General features: G+C 71.5%; 19 protein-coding genes. 12 read left to right on the forward strand and 7 right to left on the reverse strand.

Annotated features, from left to right (window positions below; all coding sequences use genetic code 11):
- Positions 1-124: 124 nt before the first annotated feature.
- The gene (locus E5N76_RS11195) at positions 125-898 is read right to left on the reverse strand and encodes an SDR family NAD(P)-dependent oxidoreductase (protein ID WP_149537373.1); all 774 of its coding nucleotides are present in this window, start codon (positions 896-898) and stop codon (positions 125-127) included.
- Between the two features lie 88 nt (positions 899-986).
- The gene (locus tag E5N76_RS11200) at positions 987-1,181 is read right to left on the reverse strand and encodes a hypothetical protein (protein WP_149537374.1); all 195 of its coding nucleotides are present in this window, start codon (positions 1,179-1,181) and stop codon (positions 987-989) included.
- A 291-nt stretch (positions 1,182-1,472) separates the two neighbouring features.
- Between E5N76_RS11200 and E5N76_RS11205 the strand changes: the two genes are divergently transcribed.
- The 4 genes from E5N76_RS11205 (at position 1,473) to E5N76_RS11220 (ending at position 6,748) form a co-directional block, all read left to right on the forward strand.
- The gene (locus tag E5N76_RS11205; protein WP_149537375.1) at positions 1,473-3,449 is read left to right on the forward strand and encodes an elongation factor G; all 1,977 of its coding nucleotides are present in this window, start codon (positions 1,473-1,475) and stop codon (positions 3,447-3,449) included.
- A 66-nt stretch (positions 3,450-3,515) separates the two neighbouring features.
- Positions 3,516-4,280 (forward strand): SDR family NAD(P)-dependent oxidoreductase, encoded by a 765-nt coding sequence (locus E5N76_RS11210; protein WP_149537376.1) that lies wholly within the window; start codon positions 3,516-3,518, stop codon positions 4,278-4,280.
- Positions 4,273-5,061, forward strand: a complete 789-nt coding sequence (locus E5N76_RS11215) for an SDR family NAD(P)-dependent oxidoreductase (protein WP_235907663.1) — start codon at positions 4,273-4,275, stop codon at positions 5,059-5,061. The genes E5N76_RS11210 and E5N76_RS11215 overlap by 8 nt, the downstream gene beginning before the upstream one ends.
- Before the next feature lie 100 nt (positions 5,062-5,161).
- Entirely contained in the window at positions 5,162-6,748 is a 1,587-nt protein-coding gene (locus E5N76_RS11220) for an ABC transporter substrate-binding protein (RefSeq protein WP_149537378.1), read from the forward strand.
- A gap of 10 nt (positions 6,749-6,758) precedes the next feature.
- On the opposite strand, the gene E5N76_RS31370 is transcribed toward E5N76_RS11220, so the two are convergent.
- From E5N76_RS31370 to E5N76_RS11230, 3 genes are read right to left on the reverse strand one after another with little or no spacing between them, the layout of a single operon-like run.
- Positions 6,759-6,863 carry a hypothetical protein gene (locus tag E5N76_RS31370; protein ID WP_408021704.1) on the reverse strand — a complete coding sequence of 35 codons (105 nt, stop codon included), beginning with the start codon at positions 6,861-6,863 and terminating at the stop codon, positions 6,759-6,761.
- Entirely contained in the window at positions 6,848-7,117 is a 270-nt protein-coding gene (locus E5N76_RS30460) for a HepT-like ribonuclease domain-containing protein (RefSeq protein ID WP_235907664.1), read from the reverse strand. Before E5N76_RS30460 ends, E5N76_RS31370 begins: the two co-directional genes overlap by 16 nt.
- Positions 7,117-7,410, reverse strand: a complete 294-nt coding sequence (locus E5N76_RS11230) for a nucleotidyltransferase family protein (protein WP_149537379.1) — start codon at positions 7,408-7,410, stop codon at positions 7,117-7,119. The genes E5N76_RS30460 and E5N76_RS11230 overlap by 1 nt, the downstream gene beginning before the upstream one ends.
- A 189-nt stretch (positions 7,411-7,599) precedes the next feature.
- Here E5N76_RS11230 and E5N76_RS11235 point away from each other — a divergent pair, with 189 nt between their 5' ends.
- The 3 genes from E5N76_RS11235 (at position 7,600) to E5N76_RS11245 (ending at position 11,366) form a co-directional block, all read left to right on the forward strand.
- Complete coding sequence (locus E5N76_RS11235) at positions 7,600-8,799, forward strand: CaiB/BaiF CoA transferase family protein (protein ID WP_149537380.1); 1,200 nt, start codon at positions 7,600-7,602, stop codon at positions 8,797-8,799.
- Positions 8,800-9,012: 213 nt separating this feature from the next.
- Positions 9,013-9,765, forward strand: coding sequence for an SDR family NAD(P)-dependent oxidoreductase (locus E5N76_RS11240; RefSeq protein ID WP_149537381.1), 753 nt, complete (start codon positions 9,013-9,015; stop codon positions 9,763-9,765).
- A 56-nt stretch (positions 9,766-9,821) separates the two neighbouring features.
- Positions 9,822-11,366, forward strand: coding sequence for an ABC transporter substrate-binding protein (locus tag E5N76_RS11245; RefSeq protein ID WP_187830104.1), 1,545 nt, complete (start codon positions 9,822-9,824; stop codon positions 11,364-11,366).
- A gap of 62 nt (positions 11,367-11,428) precedes the next feature.
- Here the strand turns inward: E5N76_RS11245 and E5N76_RS11250 are convergent, their stop codons facing one another.
- Both E5N76_RS11250 and E5N76_RS11255 read right to left on the reverse strand, forming a co-directional pair.
- Positions 11,429-12,271, reverse strand: a complete 843-nt coding sequence (locus E5N76_RS11250; RefSeq protein WP_149537383.1) for a TauD/TfdA dioxygenase family protein — start codon at positions 12,269-12,271, stop codon at positions 11,429-11,431.
- Positions 12,272-12,334: 63 nt separating this feature from the next.
- Positions 12,335-13,720 (reverse strand): aspartate aminotransferase family protein, encoded by a 1,386-nt coding sequence (locus E5N76_RS11255; RefSeq protein ID WP_149537384.1) that lies wholly within the window; start codon positions 13,718-13,720, stop codon positions 12,335-12,337.
- Between the two features lie 243 nt (positions 13,721-13,963).
- Here E5N76_RS11255 and E5N76_RS11260 point away from each other — a divergent pair, with 243 nt between their 5' ends.
- From E5N76_RS11260 to E5N76_RS11280, 5 genes are all read left to right on the forward strand, one after another.
- Positions 13,964-15,226 carry a sarcosine oxidase subunit beta family protein gene (locus tag E5N76_RS11260; RefSeq protein WP_149537385.1) on the forward strand — a complete coding sequence of 421 codons (1,263 nt, stop codon included), beginning with the start codon at positions 13,964-13,966 and terminating at the stop codon, positions 15,224-15,226.
- 115 nt (positions 15,227-15,341) lie between these two features.
- Positions 15,342-15,608: a sarcosine oxidase subunit delta gene (locus tag E5N76_RS11265; RefSeq protein WP_149537386.1), complete on the forward strand. Its 267-nt coding sequence runs from the start codon at positions 15,342-15,344 to the stop codon at positions 15,606-15,608.
- Positions 15,605-18,409: a 2Fe-2S iron-sulfur cluster-binding protein gene (locus E5N76_RS11270; protein WP_149537387.1), complete on the forward strand. Its 2,805-nt coding sequence runs from the start codon at positions 15,605-15,607 to the stop codon at positions 18,407-18,409. The genes E5N76_RS11265 and E5N76_RS11270 overlap by 4 nt, the downstream gene beginning before the upstream one ends.
- Positions 18,402-18,851 carry a sarcosine oxidase subunit gamma gene (locus E5N76_RS11275; protein ID WP_149537388.1) on the forward strand — a complete coding sequence of 150 codons (450 nt, stop codon included), beginning with the start codon at positions 18,402-18,404 and terminating at the stop codon, positions 18,849-18,851. The genes E5N76_RS11270 and E5N76_RS11275 overlap by 8 nt, the downstream gene beginning before the upstream one ends.
- Before the next feature lie 152 nt (positions 18,852-19,003).
- Positions 19,004-19,282: a hypothetical protein gene (locus tag E5N76_RS11280; protein WP_149537389.1), complete on the forward strand. Its 279-nt coding sequence runs from the start codon at positions 19,004-19,006 to the stop codon at positions 19,280-19,282.
- The last annotated feature ends 34 nt before the right edge of the window (positions 19,283-19,316 follow it).

Consider the following 19,316-nt stretch of genomic DNA (forward strand, 5'->3'; position numbering starts at 1 on the left):
CCCGTTGCCGGCTGCGCTGCCCGTTGCGCTGCGGCGGGCTTTGCCGCTGCGGCCTGTGCGGGGCGCTGATCGCCAAGCGATTCCGGAGCCCCCGCGGCGCCGCGTGGCGGCGTCGTGGGGATTGCTAAAGGTGGTTGCCGCCATCCACCAGGATGACGCTTCCCGTGGTCAGCCGCAGATGGGTGATCGCCGCCATGACGGCGAGCGCCACGTCATCCGCCTCCGTTACCGTCTTCAGCGGCGTTTTCGCCGCCGCTTTCTCCACCACCTCGCGGCCGCGCCCCGGCACGAAATCCGTGGCGACCATCGAGGGCGAGATGGAGACCACCCGGATCTCCGGCCCCAGCGCCCGCGCCAGCGACATCCCCATGGTGTCGATCGCCGCTTTCGATGCACCGTAGATCACGCTGCTGCCGCTGCCGGTGATGGCGGCCAGCGAGGAGATGTTGACGATCACCGCATCCCCGCTGGCTTTCAGCATCGGCGCGAAGGCGCGGATGGTGGCGAAGGGGCCGCGCACATTGGTCACCAGCACCCGGTCGATCAGCGCATCGTCCAGCGCCTTCAGATCGGCATGCGGCACCGGGCGGGTGGTGGCGGCGGAATTGATCAGCACGTCGCAGCGGCCGTATGTCGCCTGCACCGCCGCGGCCGCGTCGCGCAGCGCGGCGCTGTCCTCCATCGGGGTGCGCAGGGCGCTGTGGCCTTCGCCAGGCAGGGCGGCGACCAGCGCGGCGGCGCGCTCCGCCCCCTGGTTGTAGCCCACCACTATCCTGGCCCCGGCGGCCGCCAGGCGCCGGGCCGCGGCGGCGCCGATGCCGTTGCTGCCGCCGGTGATGACCGCGACTTTCCCCTGCAGGGGATATTCGCCCAGATTGCCGGCGCGTGCCTCGCTCATGCCGTCCCTCCCTTATCCTCGGCGCCAGCCTAACCCGCCGGGCCGGAAGCGGAAGGGGCCTCGGCGCGCGCCCGGCGGCGGGCGGGGCCTACCGCGCCCGGCCCGCCGCGCTCACCCGCCGCCGCGCCACGGCGATGGAGATGCCGAGCCAGAGCGCCGCCGCCAGCCCGGCCAGGAAGCCCGCCTCCGGCGGCAGCAGCGCCAGGGCCACCAGCCCGGCCAGGCCCAGCGAGATCGGCGCGGAAAGGCTGCCGGCCGAAACGGGGGGCGGGGGGGACGTCATGCTCCTTCATCCTTTCGCGCCGTCACCGCGTCAGCCGGGGCAAATCCCGCCAAACCGCAACGGTCTCCTCCAGTGGAACAGACCTTGCCGAGAGATTATTTCCCATTGGTTCACCGCGCCGGTGCCGGAGGCCCGAATTTCCTGGCCAGCCGCCGCCCCGCCGGGTCTAGGCTGGCCGGGCGCCTCGCCCCCGGCGCGGCGCAGGCAATGGGCCGGAAAGGCCCAGCGGCCGGCCGCGACGGCGGCGCCTTTCCGCCCGCGCCCGGACCGCCACCATGCGGAGGGCATGTCATGGCAGAAACCCCCACCGGAACCCCCGAAAGCGGCAGAGGAGGCGGCGCGGCCGGGCCGCGCTGCATCGCGCTGGTCGGGCCGCAGGGCAGCGGCAAATCCACCCTGTTCGAGGCACTGCTGGCCGCCGCCGAAACGCCGCTGCGCCGCGGCGCGCCGCGCGCCGCCCCGGGGGAGCTGCGCATCGCCCACGCCATGCATGGCGCGGAAAGCTGGGCGCTGCTGGATTGCCCCGGCTCCGTCGAATTCGCCCATGACGCCGCCGCGGCGCTTGCCATCGCCGACCTCGCCCTGGTGGTGGCGGAGCCGGTGCCGGGCCGCGTCGCCGCCCTCGGCCCGGTCTTCCGCCAGATCGAGGCGGCGGGGCTGCCGGCCCTGCTCTTCCTCAACAAGATCGACCAATGCGCCGAGCAGCTCCGCGACCTGCTGCCGCTGCTGCAGGAGGAGACCAGCCGCCGCCTGCTGCTGCGCCAGGTGCCGATCCGGGAGGAGGGGGCGGTCACCGGCTATGTCGATCTGGTGAATGGGCGCGCCTATCGCTACCGCAACGGCGCCGCCTCGGACCGCATCCCGCTGCCGGACTCGGTGCGGCCGCGCGAGGCGGAAGCCCGCGCCGCCCTGCTGGAAAGCCTCGCCGACCATGATGACGGGCTGCTGGAGAAGCTGCTGGAGGAGCAGCCCACCGAGCCGCCGGAGATCTATCGCCCGCTGCGGGCCGGGGAGGCGAGCGGCGCGGTGGTCGGCGTGCTGTTCGGCGCCGCCGCCGCGGCGGGCGGGATCCGCCGGCTGTGGAAGGCGCTGCGGCATGACACGCCCGGGCCGGAGGTGACCGCCGCGCGCCATGGAATCGCGCCGGAGGGGCCGCCCTTGGCGCAGGTGTTCCGGCTGCGCCAGGCGGGCCATGCCGGGCGGCTGGCCTGGGCGCGGCTCTGGCGCGGCGGGCTCAGGGACGGCGCCAGCCTCGCCGGCCACCGCATCGGCGGCCTCTACCGCGCCCCGGGGGGCGAGCTGGAGAAGGCGGCGGAGGGGGCGGCAGGCGAGATCCTCGCCCTCGGCCGGCTGGAAGGCGTGGCCGCCGGCACCACGATCGGTATCCCCTCGGGCGGCCCCGCTCTGCCCTTTCCGGCACCGCCCGCCCCGGTGCACGCCCTCGCCCTGCTGCCGGAGGACCGCAAGGAGGAGGTGCGGCTGGCCGCCGCGCTGCAGCGCCTGGTGGAGGAGGATCCCGCCCTCGGCCTCAGCCTCGATGCCGAGAGCGGCCAGACCATCCTTTCCGGCCAGGGGGAGCTGCATCTGCGCGCGGCGCTGGACCGGCTGGCGGCATTGGCCGGCGGGGTGAAGCTGAAGACCGCCCGGCCGCTGGTGCCCTATCGCGAGAGCATCCGCCATGGCGTGGTGCAGCACGCCAGGCTGAAGCGGCAGACCGGCGGGCACGGCCAATTCGCCGACGTCAAGCTGGAGATCACCCCGCGGCCGCGCGGCGCCGGCTTCCATTTCGACGAGAAGGTGGTGGGCGGCGCGGTGCCGAAGCGCTTCATCCCGGCCGTCGCCGAGGCTGCCGAGGCGGCGACGCGGAAGGGCCCGCTCGGCCACCCGGTGGTGGATGTGGCGGTGACCCTGCTGGACGGCACCTTCCATTCGGTGGACAGCAGCGACATGGCCTTCGCCACCGCCACCCGGATGGCGATGCAGGAGGGCCTGGCCAAGGCCGGGCCGGTGCTGCTGGAGCCGGTGGACCACGTCACCCTGCGCGTGCCCGCCGGCCATGCCCCCGGGGCGCAGCGCCTGCTGACGGCGCGGCGCGGCCAGATCCTCGGCTTCGCCATGCTGGAGGAGCAGGGCGGCTGGGAGGCGGTGGAGGCGCTGGTGCCGGAAGCCGAGCTCGCCGACCTCATCATCGAGCTGCGCAGCCAGACCCAGGGCCTTGGCAGCTTCACCCGCCGCTTCGACCATTTGGCGGAAGCGCGAGGAAAATAGCGCGACCCGGTTGACCTATTCCGAAGCGCTTGGTCCCATATTGCTATGTAATACGGGCTGGGGCGGATGGCGGGGCGCTTCGAAGGCCGGGTGGCGATGGTCACCGGCGCCGGGTCTGGGCTTGGACGAGCGACGGCCCTGGCTCTGGCGCGGGAGGGGGCGAGGCTGCTGCTGTTCGACCGCAGCGCGGTCGGCCTCGCCGGCACCGCCACGTTTTGCACCTATGCTGAAACGGTGACGGGCGACGTGACCCAGGCGGCGGATCTGGAAGCCGCCGCCGCGGCCTGCGCCGCCCGCTTCGGTCCGGCGGATCTGCTGGTGACCGCGGCCGGCATCCTCGGCCCCGCTCTGCCGCCGGAGATGGTGGAGGAGGCGGAGTGGGACCGGCTGTTCGACGTGAACGTCAAGGGCACCTGGCTGACCATCCGCGCCATGCTGCCGCAGCTTCGGGAGGCGGGGCGCAGCGCCATCGTCACCTTCGCCTCCACCGCCGGGCTGGCCGGCTCCGCCACCCTGCCGGCCTATTCCGCCAGCAAGGGCGCGGTAGTGATGCTGACGCGGAGCCTTGCCCTGGTGCATGCGGCGGAGGGCATAAGGGTGAATGCCGTCTGCCCCGGTTCCATCGAGACGCCGATGCTGGAGGCGACCTTCGCCTCCGCCGGCGACGAGGTGGCGCGGGCGGCGCGCCAGGCCGCCTTCCGCGCCCGCCACCCGATGCAGCGCTTCGGCCATGCGGATGAGGTGGCGGAGACCGTGCTGTTCCTGCTGAGCGATGCCGCCGCCTTCATCACCGGCGTCGCCCTGCCCGTGGATGGAGGAAGGCTTGCCTGAGGATTCTTCTCCCTTGCCGCGCTTCGCCGGCCAGGCGGCGATCGTCACCGGCGCGGCGCGCGGGATCGGCGCCGCCACCGCTTCGCGGCTGGTGCGGGACGGCGCCCTTGTGCTGCTGGCCGATCTGGCGCCGGAGGTAGAGCAGACCGCCGCCGCGCTGGGCGCGCCGGCGCTGGTGCTGGACCTGGCCGCGCCGGGGGCGGGCAGGCGCTTGGCGGAGGCGGCGCTTTCCGCCTTCGGGCGCATCGACATATTGGTGAACAATGCCGGCATCGGCGGCTCCAGGCCGCTGGCGGAGTCGGATGACGCGCTGATCGCCCGCTTCCTCGACGTCAATCTCGGCGCCGTGCTGCGGGTGACGCGGGAGGTGCTGCCGCACCTGCCGCGGCCGGGCGGCCGCATCGTCAGCGTCGCCTCCACCTTCGGCATGGCCGGCTACCCCGGCACCACACCCTATGCCGTGGCCAAGGCCGGCATCGCGCAATTCGCCCGTCAGCTTGCCGCCGAGATCGGGCCGCAGGGCATTACGGTGAATGCGGTGGCGCCGGGCGTCATCGAGACGGCGATGACCGAGAATTACCTGAAGAACGCCGATTACCGCCGCGCCATCCTGCACCCGACGCCGCTGCGCCGCGCCGGGCGGCCGGAGGAGGTGGCGGCGGTGATCGCCTTCCTGGCCTCGCCGGAGGCCTCCTACGTCACCGGCCAGGTGGTGGCGGTGGATGGCGGTTGGCTGACCGGGCGGCACCCGCCACGGGCGGCGGAAGGGATCGAGGACTGACGCCGCTGCCGCCTTGGCCCGCCGCATGCATGTGGCGGGCGGATGCCGCGCGGCCGAAGGTGCGCGCGGCAGGGCAGGGTCAGGGAAGGAGAGGGTGGGGATGCGGATCGGATCTTGGCTGCTCGGCCTCACGGCCGCGGGGATGCTGGCGGGCGGGGCGATGGCGCAGCCGCAGCAGCGGCCGCTGCGCGTGGTGGTGAATGTCGGGCTGCAGAATCTGGACCCGATCGCCTCCCCCTCCTTCGTCACCCGGAACTTCGCCTATCTGGTCTATGACACGCTGGTCTCGATGGACAGCAAGGGCGAGTACCGCCCGCAGATGCTGCAGGGCTGGCAGGTCAGCGAGGATCGGCTGACCTGGACCTTCACCCTGCGCCCCGGGCTGGAGTTCAGCGATGGCACGCCGGTGACGGCGGAGGATGCCGTCGCCTCCCTCAGGCGCTGGGGCCAGCGGGATGCGATCGGGCGGCGACTGATGGCCGCCGCCAAGGCGCTGACCGCGACGGCGCCCAACGTCTTCGTGCTGGAACTTGCCCAACCCTTCGGCGGCGTCATCGACGCGCTGGGCAAGCCGAGCGTCCATGTCCCCTTCATCATGCCCGCCCGCCTGGCCGGCACCACCGGCCCGACGACGCAGGTGCCGGAGGTGGTGGGCAGCGGCCCCTTCCTGTTCAACCGCAGCGAATGGATCCCCGGCGAGCGCACCCCCGTGCGCCGCAACCCGCGCTACGTGCCGCGCGCCGAGCCGGCCGACGGGCTGGCCGGCGGCAAGGTGGTGAAGCTGGAGCGCGCCGAGCTGGTGACCTTGCCGGACATTGCGCTGCGTGCTGCCGCCATCACCCAGGCCGAAGTGGATTATCTGGAATACGCGCCCATCGACTACCTGCCGCGCTTCCGGCGGGACCGGAATCTGGTCATCGCCAATCCCGGCGGCATTGCGCATATCGTCGGCGGCGTCTCGCTGAACTTCAACCAGCCACCCTTCGACAACGTGCTGATGCGCCGCGCGGTGCAGGCGGCGATCGACAAGGCGGAGGTGGTGGCCGGGCATGGGCTGCCGGACGGCATGGCGGACAGTGCCTGCGTCTCCATCTATCTCTGCGGCACGCGCTATGCGAGCAATGCCGGCGCCGATCTGGTGCCCGGCCGCAATCTGGACCGCGCGCGGGAGCTGCTGCGGCAGGCCGGGTACAATGGCGAGCGCATCGCCATCCTGCAGCCGGCCGACAGCGCGCTGATCAACCCGATGGCGCTGGTAGTGATCGACCAGTTGAAGCGGGCCGGCTTCAATCTTGATGTGCAGGCCTCGGACTGGTCCTCCATCGCCCAGCGCTGGGTGGGGCGGGAGCCGATCGACCGCGGCGGCTGGAACATCGTGCCGGTGATCTATACCGGATTCGACATGGCGGACCCGCTCTCCAACGTCGCGGTCGGCTATAATTGCACCGACAACCAGCCCTGGGGCTATTGCGTGGAGGCGATGAAGCCGGTGCTGGCCGCCTTCGCCGCGGAAAGCGACCCGGCGAAGCGGCGGGCGCTGGCGGCGGAGCTGCAGCGGCTTTCCCATGAATACGCGACCTTCCCGCTTTCCGGCCAGTTCCAGGCGCCGGCGGTGTGGCGGGCGGAGCTGCGGGGGGTGATCGATTTCGGCTTCCCGGTGCTATGGAATATCGAGCGGGCGCGGTAGGGAGGCGGATTCAACGCCGGTCGGATGGCGGAAGCCGCGCCAATTCGGCCCGGCAGGCCTGCTCCAGCGGCGCCAGATGACCGCGGATCAGAGCCCACATCACGGCCGGCGCCACCCGGTGGTAGTCATGCCGCAGGACATTACCAATGCCGGCGATCTTCGGCCAGAGATGTCCGGCCCGCGGGCCTTGAGCTCGGGAGGAAGGTGGCGGCTCGCCTCGGAGACGATTTCCGCGCGGCGCTCGACCAGCCATTGCCGCTGCCAATCGGCCTCGAATTCCTCCAGCGAAGCATCGCCCACGGCGTCCCGCATGCGGGCGATCGCGTCCAGGATATCGGCCAGCCAAGGCGCGGGCGAGCGCCGGGACATCAGAAGACCCGCAGGGATTGCGCTTCGATGCCGGGCCGCAGCATGGCGTGCAGGCCGTCGCGCGTCGTCAGATCCACCTTGCAGCCGAGGATCTGGCTCACCCGGGCCTGCGCGTCCATCAGGTCGAACAGGCTGAACCGGCCCTTTTCATAGTCGCAGAAGAGATCGATGTCGGAATCGGGGCCGGCCTCGTCCCGAGCCACCGAGCCGAACAGGTGAAGATGCCGCAGGCCGATCTGCCGGAACTCGGCCTCATGCCGGCGGAGGAGGTCCAGGGCTGTGGCACGACGCATGATTCCATTCTAGCACGGCCCGCCCGGACCTCGCCATTCGGCCGAGGCATGGCGCCCTGGCTGGTGGCTTGGCCGGCGGCGGCGATGCGGTGTAGGGCTGGGGGTGGGCGCCCGTTGCACCGCGCCCAGCGCAGACCAGGCCCGCGGATGCTGAACCGCCGCTGGATTCAGGAGAGGAACGCAACCCCCATGCCGGGACCACTTGCGGGCATTCGCGTGCTCGATCTCACCACCGTGCTGGTCGGCCCCTATTGCACTCAGCTCCTCGCGGAGCTCGGCGCCGAGGTGACGAAGGTGGAGGCGCCGGAGGGCGATGTGGTCCGCCTCATCGGCCCGGCCCGCAACCCCGGCATGGGCTGCATGTTCCTCACCATCAACCGCGGCAAGCGCAGCCTGGTGCTGGACCTGAAGCACAAGGAAGGTCGCGCGGTGCTGCTGCGCCTGGCCCGCACCGCCGATGTGCTGGTGACGAATATCCGCCCCGCCGCCATGGCCCGGCTGGGGCTGGACTACGCCACGTTGCATGAAGTCAATCCGCGGCTGATCTATGCCGCGGTGCTCGGCTATGGCCAGGACGGCCCCTATGCCCCGCGCCCGGCCTATGACGATTTGATGCAGGGCGCCACCACCATCGCCGCGTTGAACGCCCGCGTGAATGGCGGCGAGCCGCGCTACGTCCCGCTCGCCATGGCGGACCGCATCACCGGCCTCGCCGCCTTCGGCGCCATCAATGCCGCGCTGGTGCATCGGGAGCGGGGCGGAGAGGGTCAGCTCGTCGAGGTGCCGATGTTCGAGACCATGGTGAATTTCGTCCTCGGCGACCATCTCAGCGGCAAGGTCTTCGACCCGAAGGAGGGCGTGGGCGGCTATGGCCGCCTGCTCTCGCCCGACCGGCGCCCCTACCGGACGAAGGACGGGCATGTCTGCACCATGATCTACAATGACCGGCAATGGCGCAGCTTCTGCGCCGCGGTCGGCTGGCCGGATCTGGTTGCCACCGATCCGCGCTTCGCCAGCCATGCCACGCGCACCGCGAACATCGATGCCGTGCTGGGCATGCTGGCGGAGGAATTCCTCACCCGTACCACCGCCGAATGGCTGGCGCTGCTGGAGCAGGCCGATTTGCCGGTGACGCCGGTGCACACGCTGGAGAGCATCTTCGAGGACCCGCATCTGCTGGCCACCGGCTTCTTCTCCACCGAGGAGCATCCGAGCGAAGGTCCCGTGACCCGCATGGCGGTGCCGATGCGGTTTTCGAGCGGTGAACCCTCGCCGCGCCGCCCGGCGCCGCGGCTGGGCGAGCATGGCGTGGAGATCCTGGGCGAAGCCGGTATGACGGAAGCGGAGATTGCGGCCCTCATCGCCTGTGGTGCCGTCCGCGCGGGATAGCCTGCGATCGGCCTGGGCGTGCCCGCCGGAGGTGGCGTGCTCAGGCCGTGAATCGCGGGCTCAAGGACCCCAGACCTGCATCGGCCTGGCTGTGTCAGGACGATGCAGGTCTAGCCGCGCTCTCCGAAACGCGCTTATCTTTTCTCCGGGAGAACTGCCAGCCACCGGCCGGGACTGATCGCCACGAATGGCGCAACCAATGCTGGAGGCAGGATGATCGACGGAACGGTGGTGATCACCGGCGCCGCGCGCGGGCTTGGCCGCGCGACGGCGGAAGCGCTGCTGGGCAAGTACCGCAGGCTGATCCTCGCGGACCGCGAGATCGCGCTGGGCGAGACGACGGCGCGCGAGCTGGGCGAGGGCGTGCGCTTCCTGCCGCTCGACATCGCCGATCCCGCGGCGATCGACGCCTTCTTCGCCAAGGTGGCGGCGGAGGCGCCGCCGATCATCGGCCTGGTGAACAATGCCGGCGTCACCACGCCGACGCCGCTGGCCACCACCGACGCCGCCGCCTGGGACGGGGTGCTGGACATCAACCTGCGCGGCACCTTCCTCTGCTCCCGCGCCTATGCGCTGCTGGCGGCGGCGAAGGGCTGGGAGGGGGCGATCGTCAACCTTGCCTCCACCGCGGCCTTTTCCGCCCGCATCGGCGCCGCGGCCTATTCCGCCTCCAAGGCCGCCATCGTCATGCTGACGCAGAGCCTGGCGCAGGAGCTCGGCCCCCAGGGCATCCGGGTGAATGCGGTGGCGCCGGCGATGATCCCGCTGCCGCACAAGCCCACCCGCCCGAAATACGACGAGGCTTTCCGCGCCATGGTGCCGCTGAACCGCCGCGGCAGGCCGGAGCACATCGCGACGGTGGTGCGCTTCCTGCTCTCCGCCGATGCGGATTTCGTCAGCGGCGCCACCATCCCGGTGGATGGCGGCTTCCTCGCCGGCCGCACCCTGCCCACCAGCACGGAATGAGGTCGCGCACCATCCCCTGCCGGGAGCACCCCATGCCACGCCCGCGCCTTGCCCCGATGCTTGCCCTGCTCGCGCTGCTCGCCGGCCCTGCCGCCGCGCAGCCGCAGCGGCCGCTGGTCTGGGGCGATACCTTCACCAATTCGCTGGACCCGCACGCCATCTTCGACGTGCCCAGCCAATTCGTGCTGCTGAACCTCTATGACGGGCTCTACCGCTACCAGGGGAACGAGCTGGTCCCCTGGCTGGCGGAAAGCCACACCGTCTCGCCGGATGGGCTGACCTGGGAGTTCCGGCTGCGCGCGGGCATCCGCTTCCACGATGGCAGCCCGCTGACCGCCGAGGATGTGGTCTGGAGTTTCCGCCGCCTGCTGGCCATGCGCATGGCGCCCTCCGCCGCCTTCACGCCCGTGCTGAAGGCGGAGAACGTCACGGCGCCTGATGCGCGCACCGTGCGCTTCGTGCTGGACAGCGTCTACGCGCCCTTCCTCGCCGCCATTCCGGTGGTGGCGATCGTCAATCCGCGCGTCATCCAGCCGCATATCAAGGACAATGACTGGGGCGCCGATTGGCTGGCGGCGAACGAAGCCGGCTCCGGCGCCTATCGCTTCGAGCCCTCCACCTACCAGCCGCGCACTGCGCTGGACATGGAGCGCTTCCCCGAGCATTTCATGGGCTGGAGCACCGAGCGCCGACCGGTGGACAGCGTCCGCTGGCGCAATGTGATGGAGACCAGCACCCGCGTCCTCGCCCTGCTGCGCGGCGAGATCGACGCCACCGATAGCTATCTGCCGACCGATCAGGTGGAGCGGATCGAGCGCAGCCAGACGGCCCGCGTCGCCCGCGACCAGAGCATGCGCATCTTCCTGATCCGCATGAACAACCGGAAGCCGCCCTTCGACAATCTGGATGCACGGCTCTGCTTCGCCCATGCCTTCAACTACGACGGCTTCAACCAGATCATCCTGAAGGGGATGGTGACGCGCATCGGCGGGCCGCTGCCGAACAACCTCTGGGGCAACCCGCCCGACCTCCGCCCCATCCCCTACGACATGGCCAAGGCGAAGGCGCATTGCGACAAGGCGCGCGCCGCCGGGGCGCCGCTGGGCCGGGAGATCGAGCTGCACAGCCTCGCCAATCTCGACCAGACGGTGCAGGCGGCGCAGATGTTCCAAGCGGATCTCCGTCGGCTGGGCATCAATGTGCGCATCGTGCCGGACACCATGCCCAACGTGGTGACCAGCGCGACCAGGCCGGAGACCACGCCGGATATGTGGATCCACTGGATCTCCGCCTATTTCATCGACCCGGAGAACTGGATCGGCCAGATGTATGACAGCCGCTTCCACGGCACCTGGAAGGCCAGCGCCTGGTACGAGAACCCACGGGTGAACGAGCTGCTGACCCGCGCCCGCACCACGCTGGACCAGACGCAGCGGGAGGCGATGTACCAGGAGGCCTCGCGTATCGTCATCGCCGAGAGCCCGGATATCTGGGTCTACAACACGGTGAACCTGCGCGGGCTGACGCGGCGGGTGCAGGGCTACAGCTTCTCGCCGGTCGGCTCGGGCGGGGAGCTGCGAAGGATGTGGTTCTCGAATTGAGGATGGGGGCTTCGCCCCCAACCCCACCAGGGGCTCTGCCCCCGATCTTCGCGGGGCCCTGCCTAAGCCGGCACATCCCCCGCAATCTGCACCCTTCGCATCACCCGCCTTTGCGGCCCGGTATCGTTCAGCGCGATATGCTTCACCGCGCGGTTGTCCCAGAACGCCACGGAGCCGGTGCGCCACTGGAAGCGGCAGGTGAATTCCGGCCGGTGGCCATGCTCCATCAGGTAGTGCAGCAGCGGCCGGCTCTCTGCCTCCGACATGCCTTCGAACCCCACCGTGTAGCTGTGGTTGACGAAGAGCATCTTCCGCCCCGTCTCCGGATGCGTCCGCACCACGGGATGCAGGCTGATGGTCTCCCGCCACTCCGCATCCTCCCGCACCTTGGTGGAGCGGCGGGCATTCATCCCGGCCTGGGGGCCGGCCACGCGGCGGTCCGAATGCACCGCCCGCAGCCCTTCCAGCATCCGCTTCATGCCGGGCGAGAGCGCCTCATAAGCCGCGGCCTGGCTGGCGAAGAGGGTGTCGCCGCCCCATTCCGGCACCTCGATGCCATAGAGGATGGCGCCCATGGGCGGCGCCTCGCACATGGTGGTGTCGGCATGCCATTCCTCGCCGACGATCGCGGTATCGCCCGGCTCCCGCCGGATGGTCACCACTTCCGGGTCTGCGGTCATGCCGCGGTAGTTCGGGTGGATGAAGATCTCCCCGAAGCGCCGCGCCAGCGCCTTCTGCTGCTCGGCGTTCAGGCGCTGGTTGTGGAAGAAGAGCACCCCATGGGCGTTGAGCGCGGCGCGGATGTCGGCGATTTCGCCATCCGCGGCCTCGGCGAGGTCCACCCCGTCGATCTCTGCCCCGACCGCGCCCGAGACTTTCCGCACCGTGATTCGGCTGTTGCGCATGGCGTTCCTCCGCGCCTTGGTGGTTGACGCGAAGCGTCCTGCCGCCGGCGGGCGCTTGTCAATTCAATGCCGCAATTCGCCCTCTTCCTTCAGCATCCGCAGGCTGCGGCGCCAGGCCTCGGCGGCGGCCTCGATCTCCGCCGGGCCATGGGTGGCGGAGAGGATGGCGCCGCGTGGGCCTTTCGGATCGATGCCGTTCACCACCAGCGCCAGATAGAGCTTGGCCAGCATCTGCTTGCGCGGGTCGGCGCCGAAACGGGCGGTTGGCTGCGCATTGGCGTCCCAGGCCAGCGGGTCGAGGTCGAGTCCGGCCGGGTTGGTGAAGAAATGGATGACGGAATGATCGCCATAGACCGCCCAGGGGATGCCTTCCTCCGCCAGCACCTGATTGAAGGCGCGGCGCATGGCCTGGGCGGCGGCGGTGGCACGGGCGCAGGCATCGGTGTCGCGGATGCGGCGCAGCGTCTCGATCGCCGCGGCGGCGGAGACCGGGTTGGCGTTGTAGGTGCCCTGGTGCTTGATCTTCTCCCGCCCCTTGGCCGCCGACACTTCGAAATCGATCCAGTCGAGAATGCCCTTCCGCCCCGCCACCGCGCCGCCCGGCAGCCCGCCCGCGACGATTTTCGCCAGGGTGCAAAGGTCGGGCGTCACGCCCAGCGCCTGCTGGGCACCGCCGGGGGCGATGCGGAAGCCGGTCACCACCTCGTCGAAGATCAGCACGGCACCGTGGGCGGTGCATTCTTCCCGCAGAGCGCGCAGGAATTCGGCCCCGGTCGGGATCATGCCGGTGGAGGCGCCGGTCGGCTCCAGGATGGCGGCGGCGATGTCGTCATCCTCCGCGAAGGCGCGCCGCACGGCCGCGATGTCGTTGGGCGGCAGCAGCACCACCTCGGCGGCCAGCTCCGGCAGCACGCCGGGGGAGGGGCTGCCGTCGAAATGCCCGTCCACGCCGAAGGCCATGTGGTCGTGCCAGCCGTGGAAATGCTTCTGGAAGCGGATGATCTTCCGCCGCCCGGTGAAGGCGCGGGCCAGGCGCAGTGCCATATGCGTCGCCTCGGTGCCGGAGGAGGTGAAGCGCACCCGCTCCGCGCAGGGGACCATCTGGGTGATGAGGCCGGCCCACTCCACCTCCAGCGCGTGGCAGGAGCCGAATTGGGTGCCGCGGGCGAGCTGGGCCTGGGCCGCCGCCGTCACTGCCGGGTCGCAATGGCCGAGCAGATGGGCGCCATGGCCGCCGTAGAAATCCACCAGCTCATGGCCGTCCATGTCCCATTTGCGGGGGCCGAGGGCGCGGTCGGTGTAGATGGGGTAGGGGTCGGTGTGGCGGCTGTCATGCGCGATGCCGCTGGGCAGGTGCCCGCTGGCCCGGGCGTGCAGCGCAGCGGAGCGCGGGGTCTTCGCCACATAGGCGGCGACGATGGGGGAGTTGGTGGGTGTCAGGCTCGGCATCGGGCATCCGCGGCGGTGAGGGGCCGAGCGGCGTGCGAGCAGCACCCCCACCCCAACCCTCCCCCGCCTTGCGGGGGAGGGAGTGGCCCAGGCCGGCAGGCCTGGGAGGGTGGGAGTGCCGCCCGCGACCCCTCGGCCCCAGGCTGATGCAGCGCAGCATCGCATGCGGGCCTTCGGTGACAAGCCGCCGAATCGCGGTGGGCCGATTCCCCGCCAGGCTCACCCGGGCTATAGCGATGGCCGATGGCCCAACGCTTCTCCTTCCTCACCCTGGCGCGCGAGGCGCTGCGCGGCCATGCCGGCTGGCACCCGCACTGGCGCAGCCCGGAGCGGCCGCAACCGGCTTATGACGTGGTGATCCTGGGCGGCGGCGGGCACGGCCTCGCCACGGCCTATTACCTGGCGAAGGAGCACAAGCCAGGCCGCATCGCAGTGCTGGAGAAGGGCTGGATCGGCGGCGGCAATACCGGGCGCAACACCACCATCATCCGCAGCAACTACCTCTTCCCCGAAAGCGCCGCGCTGTACGATCATGCCGTGCAGCTCTGGGAAGGGCTCTCGGCGGAGCTGAATTACAACGTCATGTTCAGCCCGCGCGGCGTGCTGATGCTGGCGCATAGCGAGCATGACGTGCAGAGCTTCAAGCGCCATGTCCATGCCAACCGGCTGGCCGGCGTGGACAATGAGTGGCTGACGCCGGCGGAGTGCAAGGAATTCTGCCCGCCCTTGGATATCGGCGCCCACATCCGCTACCCGGTGCTGGGCGGCGCCCTGCAGCGACGCGGCGGCATTGCGCGGCATGATGCGGTAGCCTGGGGCTATGCCCGCGCCGCCAGCGCGCTGGGCGTCGACATCATCGAGAATTGCGAGGTCACCGGCATTGCGCGCGATCCGCGGAGCGGCGCGGTGACGGGGGTGGAGACGAGCAAGGGCCATGTGGGCTGCGGCAAGCTGGGGGTGGTGGCGGCCGGTTCCACCAGCCTGGTGATGGTGATGGCCGGGCTGCGCATGCCGCTGGAAAGCTTCCCCTTGCAGGCGCTGGTGAGCGAGCCGGTGAAGCCGGTCTTCCCCTGCGTTGCCATGTCCAACACCATCCACGCCTATATCAGCCAGTCGGACAAGGGGGAGCTGGTGATCGGCGCCGGCACCGACCAGTACACCTCCTACTCCCAGGCGGGAAACGTGCAGATCCTGGAGCATACGCTGGAGGCGATCTGCGAGATCTTCCCGATCTTCCGGCGCATGCGCATGCTGCGCGCCTGGGGCGGCATCGTGGACGTCACGCCGGACCGCTCGCCGATCATCGGGAGGACGCCGGTGCCGGGGCTTTACGTGAATTGCGGCTGGGGCACGGGCGGCTTCAAGGCGACGCCGGGCAGCGGCCATGTCTTCGCTGCCACTATTGCCCGCGGCGAGCCGCACCCCATCGCGGCGCCCTTCAGCCTGGACCGCTTCGTGACCGGCCGCGTCATTGACGAGGCGGCGGCGGCGGCGGTGATGCATTGAGGATGCGGCATCCTCTCTCGCTGGCCGAAGGCGCTTTCGAAGCGCCTTCGACGCGGCGCCGAGCGCGCATCGCGCGCCCGGACGCTACGGCGTCCTGCAGGGTACGGGCTATCCGATGCTCCTGATCACCTGCCCCTGGTGCGGCCCTCGGCCGGAGATCGAATTCCGCCATGCCGGCGAAGCCCATATCGCCCGCCCTGCCGATCCTGCCGCCGTCTCCGACGCGGCGTGGGCCGCCTATCTCTATGAACGCAGCAACCCGCGCGGCGAGCACGCCGAACGCTGGCGCCACGCCCATGGCTGCGGTCGCTTCTTCAACGCGCGCCGCCACACGCTGACGGACCGCATCTCCGCCACCACCAAGCCCGGCGAAACGCCATGAGGCTGCCGAGCGGCGGGCGCATCGACCGCGGCAAGCCCCTGCGCTTCACCTTCGACGGCCGTGCCTATTCGGGCGTCGCGGGTGATACGCTCGCCTCCGCCCTCCTCGCCAATGGCGTCCACCTGCTCGGCCGCAGCTTCAAGTACCACCGCCCACGCGGTCTGCTCTCCGCCGGTGCCGAGGAACCCAATGCGCTGGTGGAGCTCGACTGCGGCCCCGGGCGGCGCGAACCCAACACCCGCGCTACCATGGTGCCGCTGGTGGAGGGGCTCACCGCCCGCAGCCAGAACCGCTTTCCGTCGCTGCGCCTGGACCTTGCGGCGGCGGCCAGCCTCTTCGGGCCGCTGCTGCCCGCGGGCTTCTACTACAAGACCTTCCTCGGTCCCGGGCGCGAGGCCTGGCACCGCCGCTGGGAACCGCTGATCCGCCGCATGGCCGGCCTCGGCCGCGCGCCGGAGGCGCCGGATCCGGACCGCTACGCGCATCGCTACGCCCATTGCGAGACGCTGGTCATCGGCGCCGGCCGTGCCGGCATCGCCGCCGCGCTGGCCGCCGCCGAGGCCGGCGACCGCGTCATCCTCTGCGACGAGCAGCCGGAGCTCGGCGGCCGCCGCCTCCTCTCTGCCGGGGAGGTGCCGGGCCTCGCCGCACTCCGCGCCAATCCGCGTGTCACCCTGCTGCCGCGCACCACTGCCTTCCATTACGGGCTGCAGAATTTCGTCTCTCTCGCGGAAATCCTGGACCGCCCGGACGGCCTCCGCGAGCGTCTCTGGCAGGTCCGCGCCGTGCGGGTGGTGCTGGCGACCGGTGCGCTGGAACGCCCCTTGCCCTTCCGCGACAACGACCGGCCGGGGGTGATGCTGGCCGACGCCGCCCGCGCCTATGCCGCGCGCTGGGCCGTGCTGCCGGGGCGGCAGGCGGTGCTGCTCGCCGCGCATGACAGCGGCTATGAGGCAGCCTTCGCCTTGCAGGAGGCCGGCGCCCGCATCGCCGCCATCCTCGATCTGCGCGCCGCACCGCCCCTGGCTGACACCGCCCGTGCCCGCGGCATCGAGGTGCGCGCCGCGCACGGCATCGCCGCCACGCGCGGCGGCGTGCGCGTCTCCGGCGTGCTGGCGGCGCCGCTGCGTCCGGATGGCAGCCCAGACGCTGCCCGCGCCACGCCCATCTCCTGCGACCTGGTGCTGATGGCCGGCGGCTGGACGCCGAACCTCGCCCTGTTCTCTCAGGCACGTGGCAAGCTGCGCTGGGACGCAGCCGCCGATGCCTTCCTGCCCGGCGAGGTCGCCGAGGCGCTGACCTGCACCGGCGCCTGCGCCACCGGCCGCGGCCCCGGCCATCCCGTCGCCGCCATCGCCGCCGGCGCGCTGACCGCTCGTCATGCCTTCGTCGATCCGCAGAACGACGTCACGACGCGCGACATCGCCCTCGCCGTGCAGGAAGGCTTCCGCGCCATCGAGCATGTGAAGCGCTACACCACCACCGGCATGGCGACCGATCAGGGCAAGGTGGGCGGCATGCTGGGCCTTGCCACCGCCGCCGCGGCCAGCGGCCGCACGGTGCCGGAAACCGGCCACACCACCTTCCGCCCGCCCTATACGCCCGTCTCCTTCGGCACCCTGGCCGGCCGCCATCGCGGCCCGCTCTTCGACCCCATCCGCACCCCGCCCAGCCATGAATGGGCCGAGGCACGCGGCGCGGTATTCGAGCCGGTGGGGCAGTGGCAGCGCGCCCGCGCCTATCCGCAGGCCGGGGAGGCGTTGCGCGAGGCCGTGGCGCGCGAATGCCTGGCGGTCCGGCAGCAGGCCGGACTGCTCGACGCCTCCACCCTCGGCAAGATCGAGATCACCGGGCCGGATGCCGCCGAGCTCCTCGAACGCTGCTACGTCAACGCCGTGCATTCGCTGCGCCCCGGCCGCTGCCGCTACGCCCTGCTGCTGCGGGAGGACGGGTTCCTCTTCGATGACGGCGTCCTCGCCCGCCTCGCCGAAGACCGCTTCCACCTGACCACCACCACCGGCGGCGCCGCCCACGTGCTGCACCTGCTGGAAGACTACGCCCAGACCGAGTTCCCCGAGCTGCGCGCCTGGCTCACCTCCACCACCGAGCATTGGGGCGTCGCCGCGCTGCAAGGCCCGGCGGCGCGGGAGATGTTGGCGCCGCTGGTACGCGGCTGCGACCTCGCCGCCCTGCCGCATATGGCGGTGACGGAGGCCGAAGTTGCCGGCATCCCCGCCCGCCTCTTCCGCGTCAGCTTCACCGGCGAACCCGGCTACGAGATCAACGTCCCGTCCGACCGGCTGCCGGCGCTGTGGGAGGCGCTGATCGACGCCGGCGCCACCCCCTACGGCACCGACGCCATGCATGTGCTGCGGGCCGAGAAGGGATACGTGATCGTCGGGCAGGAGACGGATGGCACCGTCACGCCGCTCGATCTTGGCCTGGGCTGGGCGATCGGGAAGGGCAAGCGGGATTTTATCGGCAAGCGCAGCCTGGCGCGGGCGGAGATGCAGCGGCCGGATCGGCGGCAGCTCGTCGGGCTGGCGCCGCTGGATGGGCGCCTGCCCGAGGAAGGGGCGCAGCTCCTCGCCACGTCAGGGGCAAGGGTCGCGGAGGGGCATGTCACCTCCGCCTATGCCAGCGCGGCGCTCGGCAAGCCGATCGCGCTGGGGCTGCTGGCCGGCGGCCGGGCCCGGCACGGCGAGACGGTGCAGGCGACGCGGCTGGACTGCCCGCGCCAGCCCCTGCTGGTCGTCCCGCCCGTCTTCTGGGATCCGGAGGGCAAGCGGTTGCATGGTTGAGATCGTGCCCCTGCCGCCGCTGCGCCGTTACGTGCTGCGCGGCGATCCCGCGCCGCTGGGGGCGCTGGGCCTGAAGGTGCCGCCGCTGCTGCAGGCCGCCGCCGCTGGTGCGGTGCATGTGCTGGCGTTGGGCCCCGATGAATGGTGGGTCATGGCGGAAGCGCCGCCGGCCTGGCCCGGCGGCGCCTGGGTGACGGAGGTTTCCGCCGGCCGCGCCGGCGTCAGCCTCGCCGGTCCCGATGCACCGCTGTTGCTGGCGGAGGGCTGCCCGCTGGATCTGACGCATTTCCCTGCGGGCGCCTGCACCCGCACCCTGTTCGGCAAGGTGGAGATCCTGCTCTGGCGCCGCGGCGAGGCGCTTTGGCATGTCGAGACCGCCCGATCCTTCGCCCCACATCTGGCGGCGCATTTGGCGGAAGCGCGGGCTGATCTCTTGGCCTGACGTCGGGTTGAACCAGCAGACTCAGGGCGGGATCCGAGGCCAAGCCTTGGCCCCGGCGGGGGTTGGACGCGCTGCGTCCGACGGGCGGAGCCCCTGGCGGGGTTGGGGGCGGAGCCCCCAGAACCTGCGGCCCCCTGCCGCGTTGCTGGCGGATGAACCGCCTCGGTGTCCTGGCTCTTGCCCTGCTGGCGGCGCCTGCCCTGGCGCAATCGCCCCAGCCGCGCCCGCCCGCGCCGGCCCCGGCGCCGCCGGAGCAGCCCTCCGGCCCGCCCATCACCCCGCCGCCGCCCCCGACGGAAGGCGCGGTGCGCCCGCCGCCGGCGGTGGACCCCGGCATCCATGCCCCGGCCCCGACGCCGCAGCCCAACACCACCCCGGTCATTCCGCCCCCCGGCACCCCCGGCGGCGACCCGCGCGTGCAGCCCCGTTGACGTCCTCCCGCCCCGCCCGATGATGCGGCGCGAG

This window comes from Siccirubricoccus phaeus (genome assembly GCF_008360935.1).
GTDB classification, from domain to species: Bacteria; Pseudomonadota; Alphaproteobacteria; order Acetobacterales; family Acetobacteraceae; genus Siccirubricoccus; species Siccirubricoccus phaeus.